General features: G+C 59.9%; 13 protein-coding genes and 2 pseudogenes. 6 read left to right on the top strand and 9 right to left on the bottom strand.

All coding sequences use genetic code 11. The annotated features are described in order from the left end of the window. Window positions 1–485: 485 nt before the first annotated feature. Window positions 486–1442 (top strand): nucleoside-specific channel-forming protein Tsx, encoded by a 957-nt coding sequence (locus tag ACIOYV_RS15985; RefSeq protein WP_054051610.1) that lies wholly within the window; start codon window positions 486–488, stop codon window positions 1440–1442. Between the two features lie 9 nt (window positions 1443–1451). Beyond that, window positions 1452–2486, top strand: a complete 1035-nt coding sequence (locus tag ACIOYV_RS15980; protein WP_265039765.1) for a purine nucleoside permease — start codon at window positions 1452–1454, stop codon at window positions 2484–2486. A 141-nt stretch (window positions 2487–2627) separates the two neighbouring features. Here ACIOYV_RS15980 and ACIOYV_RS15975 read toward each other — a convergent pair whose 3' ends face one another. The 3 genes from ACIOYV_RS15975 to ACIOYV_RS15965 all read right to left on the bottom strand — a co-directional run bounded on the left by ACIOYV_RS15975 (window position 2628) and on the right by ACIOYV_RS15965 (window position 4835). Further along, a complete protein-coding gene (locus ACIOYV_RS15975; RefSeq protein WP_401324967.1) occupies window positions 2628–3584 on the bottom strand; it encodes a zinc-binding alcohol dehydrogenase family protein in 957 nt (318 codons plus the stop codon). 31 nt (window positions 3585–3615) lie between these two features. Then, window positions 3616–3789 carry a DUF1427 family protein gene (locus tag ACIOYV_RS15970; protein WP_082356724.1) on the bottom strand — a complete coding sequence of 58 codons (174 nt, stop codon included), beginning with the start codon at window positions 3787–3789 and terminating at the stop codon, window positions 3616–3618. Window positions 3790–4052: 263 nt separating this feature from the next. Then, complete coding sequence (locus ACIOYV_RS15965) at window positions 4053–4835, bottom strand: AraC family transcriptional regulator (protein WP_401324964.1); 783 nt, start codon at window positions 4833–4835, stop codon at window positions 4053–4055. A gap of 145 nt (window positions 4836–4980) precedes the next feature. On the opposite strand from ACIOYV_RS15965, the gene ACIOYV_RS15960 reads away from it, so the two are divergent. The 3 genes from ACIOYV_RS15960 to ACIOYV_RS15950 all read left to right on the top strand — a co-directional run bounded on the left by ACIOYV_RS15960 (window position 4981) and on the right by ACIOYV_RS15950 (window position 10435). Continuing rightward, entirely contained in the window at window positions 4981–5208 is a 228-nt protein-coding gene (locus ACIOYV_RS15960) for a DUF6555 family protein (protein WP_054051602.1), read from the top strand. A gap of 293 nt (window positions 5209–5501) precedes the next feature. Continuing rightward, on the top strand, window positions 5502–10187 hold the full coding sequence (locus ACIOYV_RS15955; protein WP_401324961.1) for an RHS repeat-associated core domain-containing protein: 4686 nt from the start codon (window positions 5502–5504) through the stop codon (window positions 10185–10187). Between the two features lie 2 nt (window positions 10188–10189). Next, a complete protein-coding gene (locus ACIOYV_RS15950; RefSeq protein WP_401324958.1) occupies window positions 10190–10435 on the top strand; it encodes a hypothetical protein in 246 nt (81 codons plus the stop codon). 165 nt (window positions 10436–10600) lie between these two features. Here ACIOYV_RS15950 and ACIOYV_RS15945 read toward each other — a convergent pair whose 3' ends face one another. The 3 genes from ACIOYV_RS15945 to ACIOYV_RS15935 form a co-directional block, all read right to left on the bottom strand. Further along, window positions 10601–10765, bottom strand: coding sequence for a metallothionein (locus tag ACIOYV_RS15945; protein ID WP_401324956.1), 165 nt, complete (start codon window positions 10763–10765; stop codon window positions 10601–10603). Between the two features lie 103 nt (window positions 10766–10868). Continuing rightward, a complete protein-coding gene (locus ACIOYV_RS15940; RefSeq protein WP_401324953.1) occupies window positions 10869–11321 on the bottom strand; it encodes a DMT family transporter in 453 nt (150 codons plus the stop codon). A gap of 2 nt (window positions 11322–11323) precedes the next feature. Continuing rightward, window positions 11324–11818, bottom strand: coding sequence for a DMT family transporter (locus ACIOYV_RS15935; protein WP_054051596.1), 495 nt, complete (start codon window positions 11816–11818; stop codon window positions 11324–11326). Window positions 11819–12152: 334 nt separating this feature from the next. On the opposite strand from ACIOYV_RS15935, the gene ACIOYV_RS15930 reads away from it, so the two are divergent. Beyond that, on the top strand, window positions 12153–13088 hold the full coding sequence (locus tag ACIOYV_RS15930; protein WP_401324950.1) for a LysR family transcriptional regulator: 936 nt from the start codon (window positions 12153–12155) through the stop codon (window positions 13086–13088). A 109-nt stretch (window positions 13089–13197) separates the two neighbouring features. On the opposite strand, the pseudogene ACIOYV_RS15925 reads toward ACIOYV_RS15930, so the two are convergent. The 3 genes and pseudogenes from ACIOYV_RS15925 to ACIOYV_RS15915 all read right to left on the bottom strand — a co-directional run. Continuing rightward, window positions 13198–13695, bottom strand: a pseudogene (locus ACIOYV_RS15925) (methyl-accepting chemotaxis protein); the annotation flags it as partial. A gap of 408 nt (window positions 13696–14103) precedes the next feature. After that, window positions 14104–14874 (bottom strand): annotated as a pseudogene (locus ACIOYV_RS15920) (cache domain-containing protein); the annotation flags it as partial. Window positions 14875–15087: 213 nt separating this feature from the next. After that, the gene (locus tag ACIOYV_RS15915) at window positions 15088–16407 is read right to left on the bottom strand and encodes a Na+/H+ antiporter family protein (protein ID WP_401325222.1); all 1320 of its coding nucleotides are present in this window, start codon (window positions 16405–16407) and stop codon (window positions 15088–15090) included. Window positions 16408–16550 lie beyond the last annotated feature (143 nt).

Raw genomic sequence — 16550 nt, 5'->3', positions numbered from 1 at the left:
TAACCATTCTTCCTTGAAGGGCGTGCTATGTCGGCCACCCTGGCCATGAATCCAATGACACGCGAATCAAGACTGCGACCGGCTGAAAAAAACCGTTTCATTCCGGCACGTTAGTTGATGGTCCGGGATCCGGCGCCGGTCAATTAGCATTAATACTTTCGTGCGCAGCAGGTCTGGCCTGGCCTTTCTTCGCGGTGTTTTTGCCGTGCGCGATCCACGTAGGAGCTGCCGAAGGCTGCGATCTTTTGATGTTGCTTTTGAGGGCAAGATCAAAAGATCGCAGCCTTCGGCAGCTCCTACAGGGGGACATTGATTACCTGATCAAAAGGACAGTAAAACCGCCGATTTCTTCGGTTTTTCATGGATTTGTAACAATTGGTATGAGATGTGCAAACGTTTGCGAGTCGCCGATAACGGCTTTTTCGTTACATAACCGCGCAAGCCCGAAAAACCGGGCCTTCGATCCGCACGAAAAGGGACTTTTAATGCACCGTACGTCCAGCCGCGTGACTTGCTCGCGCTCCTTTGCCGTTTCTTTGCTACTGGCCAGCGTTACAGGACTACTCAGCAGCACCGTTTTGGCGCAACCCGCCCCCGCCGAGGAATCCGCTCAGGGCGAAACCCTCAGCCCCGAGGCCAGCCCACCGAAAAAAGGCGCGTACCTGTCGGACTGGTTCAACCAGGACCTGACGGTCATCGGCAGCAAGGACATCAGCTTCGGCCCGCAACCGTCCGACGATGTGTATCTGGAATACGAGTACTTCGGCCGCAAGGGACCGTTCGAGTTGTACGGCTACGTCGACATCCCGAAAATCTTCGACATCGGCAACAGCCATGACAAAGGCGCGTGGGACCACGGTTCGCCGCTGTTCATGGAGCACGAACCGCGCATCTCCATCGACTACCTGGCCGGCCGCAGCCTGGCCGTCGGGCCGTTCAAGGAATGGTACGTGGCGTTCGACTGGATCTACGACCACGGCAGCAACACCCGCAACCGCGCCAACACGCTGTACAGCGGTTTGGGCACCGACATCGACACCCACTCGCGGGTCAACCTGTCGGCCAACTTCTACGGTCGCTACCAGTGGGAAAACTACGGCGCCAGCAACGAGTATTCCTGGGACGGCTACCGCGCCCAGTTGAAGTACATCGTGCCGATCAGCAGCTTCAGCAACGGCGCGTCGCTGACCTACATCGGCTTCACCAACTTCGACTTCGGCTCCGACCTGCACAAGGACAACCCGGCGCGCACCGCCAACGCCACCGTGGCCACCAACGTTTTGCTGTATTCGTTCACGCACCTGCGCTTCACTCTGGTCGGCCGTTACTTCCACAACGGCGGCAACTGGGAGGATGGCAGCGAGTTGAATTTCGGCGACGGCGACTTCCGCGCCCGCTCCAATGGCTGGGGTTACTACGCCGGCATCGGTTATCAATTCTAAGGAGTTTTTATGCAAGCAATGACGCGTCTGTCCCTGTCCGTTGGCCTGGCCTGCGGCACCCTGCTCGCTTCCACCGCGTGGGCGAGCGAAGCACCGATCCAGCCGAAAGTGATGCTGATCACCATGTTCGCCCCCGAGGCACAGAACTGGATCGAGCGCCTGGAACTCAAGCAGGAAATCCGCGTACCGGGCCTGTCCGCCGAGTACCCGAACATTCGCTGCAACACGCAGCAGGTGTGCCTGATGGTCACCGGCATGGGCCAGACCAACGCGGCGGCTTCGACCCTGGCCTTGGCGCTGTCGCCGAAATTCGACCTGCGCAAAAGTTACTTCCTGATCGCCGGGATTGCCGGCATCAGCCCGAAACACGGGACCATCGGCACCGCTGCGTGGGCGCATTACCTGGTGGAATTCGGCACCCAGTGGGAGATCGATTCCCGGGACGTGCCGAAAGACTGGCCGACCGGTTACATCGGTATCAACACCAAAGGCCCGAACGAAAAACCGCCGCTGGATTACAAGACCGAAGTCTTCGAGCTCAATCCGAAACTGCTCGCCAAGGCATTTGCCCTGTCACACAAAGTCGAGCTGAGCGAGAGCAAGGAATCGGCAGCCTGGCGCGTGAAGTATCCGTCGGCCCCGGCCAATCAACCGCCGGTGGTGACGAAGTGCGACACGCTCGCGGGTAATACCTGGTTTTCCGGCACGCGTTTGAGCGAACGGGCGGAAGTCTGGACCAAGCTGCTGACGGATAACAAAGGCGAATACTGCACGACCCAGCAGGAAGACAACTCCACCTACGAAGCGCTGTTGCGCGCGAGTCGTGAAGGCCTGGTGGATGTGCAGCGCCTGGCGGTGGTGCGCGCCGGTTCCGACTTCGACCGGCCGGCGCCGGGGCAGAGTGAGGTGGATAACCTGCTCAAATACGCGGACCAGGGCGGGTTTGTGCCGGCACTGGAAAATCTCTACCGCACGGGGAATCCGTTGGTGCAGGACATTCTGAAGAATTGGTCGGCTTGGGAGAAAGGTGTGCCTGAGGCTTGAGTTCGGGTTGAGGACGCCTTCGCGGGCAAGCCTCGCTCCTACAGGGCTATGCGTCGATCACACAACATGTGAACGACACAAACCCACTGTAGGAGCGAGGCTTGCCCGCGAAGAGGCCAGCCCATCCACCCCATCAATCGGTCATGGCAACAAAATCACCTTGTCACCACTGCCCTGATTCACCTCGGCATACCGCGCCACGCCTTCGGCCAACGGCGATTCCACCAAGCCTTCCGGCAACGGCAACAGATCCTGATCGAAGAACTTGCCGAACTGATCCAGCATCGCCGCACATGCCTGCACGCCATACAGCAGCGAGTTGATCCCGACCACCGAACCACCCTTGCGATACAACGCCAGCGCCGGCAATTGCACGAGGCCGTCCACCGGCGCGGCAATGATTGCGATGCGGCCAAACGGCGCGAGTGCCGGAACCGAAGCCGGCAGCCAGAAACCAGTGGTGTCGAAGATCACGTCAGCGCCACCGGCGTACACGCCATTCACTTGCGCGCCGAGGTCTTCGGGCTTGTCCAGTTGCAGCGTCTGAAAACCCTGCGCCTGCAACTCTTTGACCTGCTCCACCCGCCGCGCCGCCGCGAGTACCTGGGCGCCACGAATTTTCGCCAACGCCAGCGCCGCACTGCCCACCGCCCCGCCGCCGATCACCAGCAAGCGCGTACCCGATGTCACCAGACTGCGTTCCAGTGCATCCCACGCCGTGGTGTAGGGCACGCCGAGGCTGGCGGCCTGGGCGAAACTCAGGTGAGTAGGTTTGAGTGCCACGCCATTGGCCGGCAACTTGACGAACTGCGCGTGGGAACCGTCAGCAAAAAAGCCCAGCTCGCGACCGGTGCCCCAGACTTCCTGACCGATCATCGCCTGCGGGCCTTCCACCACCACCCCGGCGAAATCCCGACCGGGAATCCGTGGCAGCGTGGTGTAGGGAAAACGCCCCAGCACGTTCTTCACATCGCTGGGGTTCAGGCCCGCAGCCTTGATCTGCACCAGCACTTCATCGGCGCCGGCCACCGGGGTCGGGACCTCGACGTAGCGCAGGGAAGAGAGGTCGCCGGTCTTGTCGAATTGCAGAGCTTTCATGGGCGTTTCCATTTGAATTGATGAAAGGTTTTCAGGAGAGCCAACCGGCGATCAACTGCCGGCCCATGGGCCACAACTGCTCGCCGGCGAGCATGCCCAGCAGCCCTACCAGCGCGATGGCCGGGGGCGCCGGGGAGCGAAAATCCAGCGCGCCGTAAAGCAGACCGACGCCCAGGCCGATGCCCAGCGAGATGAGGTAGTTCATGACAGACTCCGTGGCACAGGGGGTATGCGAGAAGTCTAGAGAAAGGCAACGAAACCCATCGGCCAAGGGCTTCCGAATATCGGACAAAACGTGATGATCGAATGTAAGAACTGTGTAGAAGACGGATAGGTGTTGTGTAGGAGCTGTCGAGAGAAACGAGGCTGCGATCTTTTGATCTTGTTTTTAAAAAGCAAAATCAAAAGATCGCAGCCTCGTTTCACTCGACAGCTCCTACGGTCCTACGGTCCTACGCTCTTACAGTCCTACAGGGATGGGTGTTGTCCTGTCGTGTACTGCGAAGGCGCCACGCCCAATTCCCGACGAAACATGTCGCTGAAGCTGCTCGGCGAATACCCCAGTTCCCGGGCGATGGCGCTGACCGGCACGCCCTGGATCAACTCCGCCGCCGCTGTCGCCAGTTGCACCTGTCGCCGCCATTCGGCGAAGCCCATGCCGAGCCCGTCCTTGAACAACCGCGCCAGAGTACGCACGCTGGCCCCGGCGTTTTCGGCGTGTTGTTCGAAGGAAATATCCAGGGACGGCGCGGCCATGACGGCCTGGCACAGGTTCAGCAGGCGCCGATCCGAATCGTCCGGCAACGGGATGGTCAGCATTGAGCGTCGGGCCCGTTTCAGTTCCAGCAACGCCAGGCCAACCAGCGCCTCGTAATACTCCGGCGCCCCGTCGTCGCCCTGCTCCACCAGCCCGACAATCAATTCACGCAGCAGTCCACCGACCTCGATCACCTGCACTTCGGCATCCAGGGTCACCGCCAACGCCGGTCGCAAATAGATATTGCGCATCTGCAAGTCCGACACCACACGAATCCCATGGGGCACGCCCGGCGGCAACCACACCGCGCGTTGCGGCGGCACTACCAGCGCCTCGTGCGGTGTCTCGACCCACATCACCCCGCTCATCGCGTATAACAACTGGCCCCAGACATGGTCGTGGGGCTCGATGTACAGTCCACGCGGATAAGTGCGCGCCAGCGGCTGCACGGGCACATCGGTGTCAGTCAGGTCGGGCGGTGCGGCAAGGGCCATAGACAAGGATCGTTGGGGTTCTGGGAAGCATCATGGTAACGAGGCACTCGGGTTGCCGCCAGTGACGGTCACCGTCTGACAATCCGAATGAATTTTTGCCAACGCCCGGGATCCCTGTATTACCACAGGGAGGAATACGGGCTTTATGAACAACGCAAAACTATTCGTCATTGAATACACCCTTCATGGCGCCCCCAAGTCTTTCATTATCCGCCTGGACAAGATGGACAACGCGGAGGCCTGGCATTGGGCAAGTTGCGATGCCGGCGTGGGCCGCATCCCGCGCTTCGGCCGTGAGAAGGTGCAAAAGACCAGCAAACCGCTGGCGGAAAAATTCGGCGTCGAGAACGTCACGTGGCGACCGGCGAGCTGATTGTCATAAGGACAGGGAATGTCAGAAACTTAACGTGCAGCCCTGGGGCTGAAGCCGATCCGTTAAGCCCGAAGGCTTAAGCGGTGGCCACAACATCTACAACCGGTGCCTGAACAGGCACCGGTTTTTTTATGCGTCTGGCTTGGCTATTGAACAGGCACTGAGGAAGGCCTTCGTTCACTTTACCCTTTTGATCAATTGCGGCTACGCTAATGCCGATTTCGTTGATGCCTGACAAGGATATCGATGGATAGATTGTCTCTGTATGAGGAACAACGGATGTTCTCACTGTCATGACGAACGAAGCGACGGCTGAAAAAAAGCGCGAAGCTCAGGTTGCAATCGTTCCGCTCAATGCCATCGACATCAAGGATGTCGGGCGTGGGGCGGCGTTTTTCGATGCCTGGCTTCAGTCCATCAGTGGCGGTGTGGTCACACTTGAGCGAATCAAGAATGTCGCGGGCGGTTTACCGGTAGTCGGCAACATCATGGCGCTGGTGGATGCCTTGGGCGATATCGTCACCCTGGTCAAAAGCAAAGAGCGGGAGTTACTCGACTGGGTCAGCCTGGGCATTAACCTGATCGGCGTGCTGCCTGCCCCACCGACAATGGCAGCGGCGCGCATGAGCCTGCGTCCGACATTGTTTCTGGTACGCCAGGAACTGCGCAACACGGCCAAGATGGTATTAGGCGACTCGTTGATTGAAGTGTTGGTCGGACACTTGAACGCCACCATCATCGGTACCCTTGATGACTTCGTGAAACAGGCGCAAGGCAAACTCTCGGGCATTCTCGTCGATGCCGGCAAGTTGGGTGACAGCGCCGTGACTGAAATTGCCAAGGGGTTGGAAGCCGTGGTCAACGGCAACCTCGACAGTCAGGGCGACGCGCAGGCCGCGAGCAAAAAAATCAGCGCAGCGAGTTCTCAATTACTGAGCGACCCAAAGGCGGCCATCGGGAATATTTTCGGCGCCGCGTTCAGTGCCTATAAGGCCGTCGGCAAAGGAGTGGCGAACAGCGCGGCGAAAAATCTGTTACCGGAACAGGCCAGAACAGTCGTGTTGACGCACACCGGTTCCTTGCGCGCAATGGGCCCGGAAATACGCAGTCAATTGAGTAAACTGGCAGACCCCGGAACACAGCATTCCATTGGCTGGCTGCTGCAGATGCTGGGTGCCGCCGTGGTGACCTGGCGCAAGCGCAAGGCCCTCGGCCAAAGTGCAAGTGTCAAACCCAACGCAACCAGTCAAGCCAAACACACTGCAGCTGACGGCCGGCTGGAGGTCACTGGTCATCAGGCGCCAGCCACAGCCGATCCGAATCCCAAGAAAAATCATGCCTGTTCCGGGACTAAAAAAAGCATCAGTTTCGCCCTGGGCGCCGAGTCCCTGCATCACACTGACTTCATGTTGCCCGGTACCTTCGCGATCAAGTGGAATCGGACCTACAGCTCACGCTTGGGCGCCTACGATCAAAGCGAGCTTGGCGCACGCTGGATCACCGAGTTCACCACCCGCTTGGACTGCGTTGGCGATGGCCTGAAGTTCCACGACGCCGACGGTCGCAGCCACGACTATCCGCTGCCGAAAGTCGGCCTGTTCCATTACAACGCCATTGAAAACATCACGCTGGTACGCATCAGCGAAGATCAGCTTCTGCTGTGCCGCGGTTTCGAGCGCAAGGAAACCTACGTCCGCCATGGCCAACGCTATGTATTGACGAACGTGTCGCTACGCAACGGCGCCGGGATCATGCTGCATTACGAGCATCGTCACGGCGAGCAGTCGGTGCTGTCGGACCTGATCACTTATCAAGAAAACGACTTCAGCAAGGTGCACCTGCACCTTGGCACGCTGATCGACGATCACGGCCGGTTGATCGGCCTTTGGCAAATCGTTGACGGTGCCCCGTTGCGGCAACTCTGCGCCTACCAATACGACGCATACGGCGACCTGATTCAGGCCCAGGACGAGAACGGCGCCGCTTGGTCCTATCAGTATCAGCATCACCTGATGACCCGCTATACCGACCGCACCGCGCGCGGCATGAACCTGGAATGGCAAGGTGTCGGCGCCGACGCCAAAGCCATCCGCGAATGGGCCGATGACGGCAGTTTCGACACGCGCCTGGAGTGGGATGAAAACATCCGCCTGACCTACGTCACCGACGCCCACGGCAACGAGACCTGGCACTACTACGACATCCTTGGCTACACCTACCGCATACGCTACCCCGACGAATCCTCGGAATGGTTCTTCCGTGATGACGCGAAAAACCTGATCCGTCACGTTCAGATCGACGGCACGACCGACCGCTACACCTACGATGAACGTGGCAATTGTCTCGAACACATCCGCGCCGATGAGAGCGTCGTGCACTTTGCCTATGACGACCTGAACCAACTGATCAAGATCAGTGCCCCCGAGGGCGGTCAATGGCTGCGCAGCTATGACAATCAAGGCAGCCTGATCGAAGCCGTCGATCCTCTGGGCAACAAAACCGAATACGCCTACAACAAGTCTGGCCAGCCGACAGCGATCAAAGACGCCAACGGCAATGAAAAAGCCCTGGACTACAACGACGCCGGGCAGTTGGTGGAATATGTCGATTGCTCGGGCAAGACCAGTGCCTGGGAGTACAACGAGCTCGGGCAGATGGTTGCTTTCACCGACGCCGCCGGGCAGAGCACTGAGTACCAATACAAGGCCGGTCAATTGGTGTTGATTCAACGCCCGGACAAGACTGAAGAGCGCTTTGAACGCGACGCCGAAGGTCGGTTGTTGGTCCACGTTGATGGCCTTGATCGCTGCACCACCTGGCGCTACAGCGCTGCCGGTTTGATTTCGGAGCGAATCGACCCCGCCGAACAGGCGCTGCGCTATCGCTGGGACCGCCTCGGCCGATTACTGGCCCTGGAAAATGAAAATCAGCAGAGCACGCTGTTTCATTACGATTCGATGGGGCGTGTGCTGGATCAGCGCGGTTTCGACGGTCACACGACTCGCTATCACTACGACCCCCAGAGTGGTCGGCTCGCCTGTGCCGTTAACGGCCAGCGCACGATGACGGTTACGTTTGATCCGCTGGGGCGGCTGATCGAGCGCCAGGCCAGCGTGGGCGAGCAATCGCAAAGCGAAACGTACGCCTACGATGCCAATGGCAACCTGGTACTTGCTCGCAACGCCAGCAGTTGCCTGCAATGGTTTCATGATCCGGCCGGCAACGTGCTGCGTGAACATCAACACTACCTGGGCCTGGAAAAACCCGTGACGGCGGTCTGGCAACACGAGTACGACGTGCTTAATCAGCGTGTTGCCACCGTGCGCCCGGACGGCCATCGCGTGAGTTGGCTCACTTACGGCAGTGGTCATTTGCTGGGCCTGCGTCTGGACGATCATGAACTGATCGGCTACGAACGCGACGACCTGCACCGAGAAGTCGCCCGGCACCAGGGCAATCATCTGCTACAAACGCAAAAGTGGGACCCCGCCGGGCGGTTGCAAGAACAGCTGCTGGGGCGCAGCGACGCCCCGTCCACATTGCTCAAGCGCAACTACACCTATGACGCAGCGGGCCAACTGACCGACATCAACGACAGTCGCCGGGGGCCGCTGGCCTATCGTTACGATCCGGTCAGTCGATTACTCGGTGCGGTCAGTCGCCTGGCAACTGAAACCTTCGCCTTTGACCCGGCCGGCAATCTGCTGGACGAGCCTGTGGACGCTATTCACCGACCACTGGACCCCACCCCGCCACGCCACCGTCAGGAGGACAACCTGCTGCGCGAATACGCCGGCACTCATTACGACTATGACGAGCGTGGCAATCAGATTCAGCGTTGGCACAACGGCCAACGGTGCGATCTGCAATGGGACCTGTTTGATCGACTGGTGCATTTCGAAGGCCCGCATCTGTCCGTGGATTTTGCCTACGACGCCCTCGGACGACGCCTGCGTAAACACTCCAGCGCTCACTACAAACAGCGCCCCGAAGCCGGCTCGCTGTGGAACCGACAGGAGCACTCACGTAAACAACGCGAGCTGGGCTGTGGATTTACCCTGTACGGCTGGGATGGCGACAACCTCGCCTGGGAAAGCAGCCCCGCGCAACTTGAGGGTGGGTCGGGACGCACGGTGCATTACCTCTTCGAACCCGGCACGTTTGTCCCGGTCGCGCAGGCTATAAGGCACTCACCGATTAACCTGCAAGGGCTGCCGGATTACAGCGGTGAATACAGCTTTGATGACGATCCGCTCTGGAAACACGCGCCCAAGGCCCTGCCGTTTGATGCGTTGGCCTGGTACCAGTGCGATCACTTGGGCACACCGCAGGAACTGACGGACTCCCAGGGCAACATGGCCTGGACCGCACAATACAGGGCATGGGGCACGGTGACGGAACAGCGCTCGGACTGGGCACAGCGGCACGCCGTGGCGAACCCGATCCGGTTTCAGGGGCAGTACCATGATCACGAGACAGGTTTGCACTACAACCGGTTTCGCTATTACGACCCGAGTGTCGGTCGTTACATCAGTAAAGATCCGGCGGGATTGCAGGGCGGCCTGAACCTGTTCCGGTACTGCCCGAACCCCACCAACTGGGTTGACCCCTTTGGCCTGATCCCCCTTTACAGAGGGATGAAAATGGACGCCGAAGGAAATCCGGTCGTGTATTCGGGAGAAACCAAGGATGGAAACAACGCCGCGAACTCGCTCGGCATTCGCTCGAACGAAGCGGCCATGTCCACGGATTCTGTCATAGACAACATCCAGCCCCATCGACGCCCGACCGCTAACGGCGGGACCATGAAAGGCGCTGGAATGTACAGCATTGAAAGCGATGAACTGGCAGGCTATGGGTTGCAACATACGCCGGATGGGGCGAAAACCCATGTGAGTATTACGACCGCTGAAGGCGTCCCGGCGTGCGAGCTTGCCGATCGGTTGGCGCAATCGAAACCCAGCTGGAAGAAGGTTTAGAAATGATAGAGATAAGTGACGAAGCCATACAAACGGCACTCGACGATGAAAAACCCACAGAGTCATTACGGCAACTGGTGATCGACTGGAACAATGCCGGTGTCACGAAAGACGACATCCTTGAAAAATTTCAGGCGTTCGACAAAATCCTGATAGAACAACAACGAGACCAAGAGGTCGACCTACTGGAAGACGTCATCGACATGATGACCGGATGGTACGTGGGGATGAATCTGGAGCTGAAATAGCGCTTCGAAACCATCCACTGTCCGTTCTGACACACCCGCCTCACCGGCAGGTCGTCTTGATCCCGACTCCATCCGGCATACATCACCGAAACCCCGATCAGAATTGAAGATGCCGGTCAGATCACTGACTGGCATCTCCGGTTGGCGCCACTCTTTTGCACGTGATCAGCTTTTGGCGCATTTGCAGCCTTCGCTTGAGCATTTTTCACCGTGTTCGTGGTGCTTGGCGCAACCTTCGCAGCAATAGTGTTTGCCGTGGCGCGCGATCGGATGCTCACCAAGCTTGCAGGAGCATTTAGGGCAGTCGCAGGTAGCTTTACTGTCGATCATCGGTCTGACTCCATTTTTATGGTCGTCCGGTGCGAAGGATGCGCACCGTATTACCAGTGTAGGCGCCGCCACAAAATCAACAGATCGCAGCCTCGTTCAACTATCACACCTGCCGCGAACTGCTGCGATACATAAACACCAACGCCAGCGCCAGACACACCATCGCCACGATCCGGCTACCGGACAGTTCAATCGCCGGGTTGCCGAGCCAGCCAAAGTTGTCGATCAACATGCCCATGCCCAGTTGCCCGACGATCACCGCCACCGTCGCCACCGCCGTGCCGACCCGTGGCACCGCGCCGACCATGACCATCATGTACACCACGCCAAACAGCGCCCCGCTGAGCTGCCATTTCGGCACGTTCAACAGGCTCACGGCGTGGGCCGGTTCAAAAAACAGGATCAACAACCCGGTGACCACCGCGCCGACCACAAAGGTCAGCAAACTGCTGCGCAGCACGCCGACAGTTTCCCCGAGACGCCCGTTGATCGCCGCCTGGATACTCAACACTGCACCGGCCGCGACCACCACGGCCAACAAAATAATCAGATTCATCATTAACCCCGAGCGATCAGAACAAGTGCCGCCACAATCAGCAGCAACGCCAGCCAACGTTCACCGTTGACCTTTTTGCGGGTGGCGCCGAACCAGCCGAAATGGTCGATCAACACACTTTTGCCGACCTGCCCGGAGAGAATCGCGATCATGGTCATGGCAACACCGATGTGCGGCGTGGCCATGGTCAACACCACCACGTAGATCGGCCCGAGAAACCCGCCGATCAACTGCCAACGCGGCAATTCGCTGAGGGCCGGACCCTGTTGCTTGCCGCTGAACAGCAGCAACAGAAACAGAATCGCCGAACCGACGCCGAAGATGCTCAGGGTCGCCCACAAATGCCCGACCTGAACCCCGAGCGGCCCGAGCAAACCGGCCTCCACGGACAGGCCCATACCGGCGAGGATGACCAGGGGAAGCAGCAATAGCCGCAGCCCGGGTTTGGTGGTTGGCGTTGTGATAACGCCGGCGTTGTCGATTGAAGAAGATTGCATAAGGAAAACCTGCGAATGATCAGTCGTGGCACGAACCCTGTGGGAGCGAGCTTGTGTGGCGAGGGGGCTTGTCGGAATGCCGCACCACCCCGTTCGGCTGCGAAGCAGTCGTAAACCATCGCATGCGGTATGCCTGATACACCGCAATCGCAGGTTATGGGACCGCTTCGCGCTCCAACGGGGGCAAGCCCCCTCGCCACACAGGCTCGCTCCCACAATGGATTGTGGTGTTCTAGCTGTGTGAGTAAGGCGCGCATTATCGGCTGGCGATCCTTTGCGATAAATGGGAGCATCCGGACAACACTTTTGCGCATCTCGCACAGCAGGACTCAGCATGCACGGCCTCAACGAACTCGGATTCAAGGCGCTTCGGCTATTCGTCGCAGTACTCGACCACGGCAGTTTTTCCGAAGTTGCCCGCCGCGAAGGCCTGGCGCCCTCTTCGATTTCCCGGCAGATCCAGTTGATGGAACAGGCCCTCAACCAGCAATTGCTCTATCGCCACACCCGCGCGGTCACGCCGACAGAAGCCGGGCGCATGCTCGGGCATCACGCGCGACTGGTGTTGGTGCAATTGGAAGAAGCCGAACAGGCCCTGCAAGAACAGCAAAGCGAACCCAGCGGACTGGTACGCATCAACGCGCCGGTGGTGTTTGGCCAGCGGCATCTGACGCCGTGGCTGGGACAGTTGTGCGAGCGCTATCCGAAGCTGCAACTGGATATCCAGCAGACCGACAGCTACGTCGACCCGTTGCAGGAAGGCGCCGACCTGTTATTCCGCATCGGCCCGCTGCACGATTCGAGCATGCAGGCGCGGATCCTGGCACCGCATCGCTTTCAAGTCGCGGCCAGTCCCGCCTATCTGAAACGCCACGGCGTCCCGCAATATCCCGAAGACCTCGCCGCGCACCAATGCTTGGCCTACAAAGGCGTGACAGGGCAGCAGCGTTGGTTTTTTCGTCAGGGGCAGGAGGACTGGACGCCGTACTCGGTGAAGGGACCGATCACCGGCAACCACGCCGACACCCTGACCCAGGCCGCCGAACAGGGGCTGGGGTTGGTGATGTTTCCGTCGTGGCTGATTGGCGAAGCGGTGCGCGAAGGCACGCTGGTGCCGGTGCTGGGGGATTATCAGGTGTCCAACAGCCTGGAGCCGCAGCAGATCGCCGTGCTGTGGCCCGGCAGTCGAAGGCTGTCGGTGAAGGTGCGGACGGTGATTGATTTTTATGTGGAGTGTTTCGGAACCGTGCCGTATTGGGACAGGCCTTAGCTGCAGCGCAAATGGCTTTCTGTAGGAGCCAGGCTTGCCGGCGAAGGCGCCCTCAAGTACGCCTTCGCCGGCAAGCCTGGCTCCTACAGTTAGCGGCTAGCGGTGGGAATCAGATCCGGAACTGGCCGACCAGTTTACCGAGGCGCTGGCCCAGGTCCGCCAGGCTGCGCGACGTCTGCGCACCGAGCTGAGTCTCATCCGCCACGCTGTCCACCGCCACCGCAATCTGATGCACGCTGCGGTTGATCTCTTCCGCCACTGCCGTCTGCTCTTCTGCAGCACTGGCGATCTGCGCGTTCATCGAGTTGATGGTGCCGATCAACTGCGCCATGGTGTCCAGCGAAGCCCCCGCTTCGTTGGCCTGGGCCGAGGTGCCGTCGCCGGCCTCGCTGGAACGGCGCATGGCTTCCACCGCCGACTGAGTGCCGGCCTGCAAGCGGTCGATCATGCCCTGGATTTCCTGGGTGCTGATTTGCGTGCGACTGGCCAGCGCGCGTACTTCGTCCGCCACCACCGCAAAGCCACGACCGGCCTCACCGGCGCGGGCAGCTTCGATGGCGGCGTTGAGCGCCAGCAAGTTGGTCTGCTCGGCAATCGAACGGATCACCCCAAGCACGCTGACAATCGATGAAACGTCTTTTTGCAGGCTGTCGAGGGACACGCCGCTGGTGCGGATGTCATCCACCAGCGCATGAATCTTCACGATGCTGCCGGCCACCACACGCTTGGCGGCCTGGCCTTCGGCATCGGTTTGCTGGGCGGCGACGGCGGCATTCTGTGCGCTCTTGGCGACTTCCTGGGCGGCGGCGGACATCTCGTTGATCGCCGTGGCGACCTGATCCGTCTCATGACGCTGACGCTCCATCGCCTGATCCGAGCGTTGGGCCTGATCGGACACCTGGTTCACCAGCCCGGTCAGTTGCGAGGTCATTTCGGTAATCTGACGAACGAGGCCGTGGATTTTGTCGACGAAGCGGTTGAACGAACCGGCCAGTTGACCGAGTTCATCTTCGCTGGTGATGGTCAGGCGCCGGGTCAGGTCGCCCTCGCCCGCCGCGATGTCGTCGAGGTTGGCTTTCATCAGGTTCAGCGGACGCAGAATTGCGTTGGCCAGCAGCATCCCCGCCGCCGCAATCACCAGCAACACCACCACGGCAATCCCGACGATGCTCAGCACCACGCCTTCCATCCGTTCGGTGACCTTGGCCTGGACCAGCGCGACCTGGGCTTCGATGCCGTCGAGGTTGACCGAAGTGCCGACCGCCATGTCCCACTTCGGCAGGTATTCGGTGTAGCCGAGCTTGGGCACCAGCACCTGGGTGTTGCCGGGCAGCGGCGAGCTGTATTCGAGGTAGTGGGTGCCGTCCTTCGCGACTTTCACCAGGTCGCGGTTGACGTAGACGCCGTTCGGGTCACGGTTGTCCTTGAAGCTCTGGCCTACGCCGTCGGGGCTGTTGGACTTGAACAGGCGCACGGTGTTGGAGTCGTAGCCGAAGAAGTAGCCGTCCTTGCCGTAGCTGATGCTCGACAGCAACTTGACCACCTGGGCCCGCGCCGCGTCATCGCCGGGGGCGGCGGCATCGTAAAGCGGTTTGATCGCGGTCATGGCCACGGCCACGTAACTTTGCAGGGTCGCCTTGGCGTCCTTGAGCAGGCTCTGGCGGGTTTCCTCGACCTCCTTGCGCGCCTGTTCCTTGAGAATGAACAGCGTGGTCAGGCTGATGACTAGCGCGAAGAGCAACACAGGGAGAACGGCAAGGGACAGGACTTTAGCCTTCAGGCTCATGCGCATGACGGTTCACTCTTTTGATTTTATTGGCGTGGTTAAAGGCTTTAACGGCAGGCCAGATCAAAAGTTGAATCGTCGGATACCACAATCCCTGTAGGAGCGAGCGGTGCGGCGATCCGACTTGCCCGCGAAGGCGGTGTGCCAGACACATCCATGTTGAATGTACCGCCGTCTTCGCGGGCAAGCCTCGCTCCTACAGGGGCTAGGCGGTTACAGCACCATCGCAGCCACCCAGCCAAACGCCAGCAGCGGCAGGTTGTAGTGCAGGAAGGTCGGGACCACGGTGTCCCAGATGTGGTGATGCTGGCCGTCGATGTTCAGGCCGGAGGTCGGCCCCAGGGTCGAGTCCGAGGCCGGCGAACCGGTGTCGCCCAAGGCACCGGCGGTGCCGACGATGCACACGATCGCCATCGGGCTGAAGCCCAGTTGCACGCACAGCGGCACGAAGATCGCCGCCAGGATCGGCACCGTGGAGAACGACGAACCGATGCCGATGGTGACCATCAAGCCGACCAACAACATCAGCAACGCACCAATCGCCCTGCTGTGATCGATCCACGCCGCCGCGCTTTCGACCAGCGTGCGCACTTGCCCGGTGGCCTTGAGCACTTCAGCAAAACCCGAGGCAGCGATCATGATGAAGCCGATCATCGCCATCATCTTCATGCCTTCGGTGAACAGGTCGTCGGTTTCACGCCACTTCACAATCCCCGATGCCGAGAAGATCAGGAAACCCGCCAGTGCACCGATGATCATCGAGTCCAGCAGCAACTGAATGATGAACGCCGCCGCAATGGCCAGCCCGGCCACGCACAGGGTCAGCGGGTTGTAGGCGACGCTGACCTGCTCCACCTGCTCGATTTTTGCCAGGTCGTAGACGCGTTTCTTGCGGTAGCTGAAAAACACCGCCACCAACAGGCCAAAGACCATGCCCATCGCCGGAATCGCCATGGCGTGCATGACGTTGATCTGGCTGATATCGACGCCGCTCTTGGCTACGTTCGCCAGCAGGATCTGGTTCAGGAAGATATTGCCGAAGCCCACCGGGAACACCATGTACGGCGTGATCAAGCCAAAGGTCATGACACAGGCGATCAAGCGCCGATCCAGTTGCAACTTGGTCAGCACATATAGAAGCGGCGGCACCAGCAACGGAATAAAGGCGATATGTATCGGCAGAATGTTTTGCGAAGCGATCGCCACCACCCACAGCAGGCCGATCAGCAGCCACTTGACCGAGCCGCCACCGTTGGCGTGCTGGCGGTCGACCATGGCCAGGGCTTTGTCCGCCAGCGCATGGGCCAGGCCGGACTTGGCAATCGCCACTGCGAAGGCGCCGAGCAAGGCGTAGGACAAAGCCACCGTGGCGCCGTTGCCCAGGCCGCTGTTGAAGGCCTTGAGGGTTGCGTCGATGCCCAGGCCGCCGGTCAGGCCACCGACCAAGGCACCGATAATAAGCGCGATCACTACGTGCACGCGGGACAGGCTGAGTACCAGCATGACGCCGACCGCGGCAATTACAGCATTAATCATCGTTACCTCTAGGCAAGCGAAATGAGCCCGGCCGGCAGTCTGCAAAGAGCCGCCAGCGGAACAAGGAATGGGTTTTATTAGAGGGCGCGCACTGTGCCGCAGAGTGGCTTCGGTGTCAAAGCGCTTGGACCATGCCGATG

Source organism: Pseudomonas sp. NPDC087342 (assembly GCF_044744265.1).
GTDB classification, from domain to species: Bacteria; Pseudomonadota; Gammaproteobacteria; order Pseudomonadales; family Pseudomonadaceae; genus Aquipseudomonas; species Aquipseudomonas nunensis.
The sequence above is the reverse complement of the archived record's forward strand: the minus strand, read 5'-3'. Positions and strand labels throughout refer to the sequence as shown.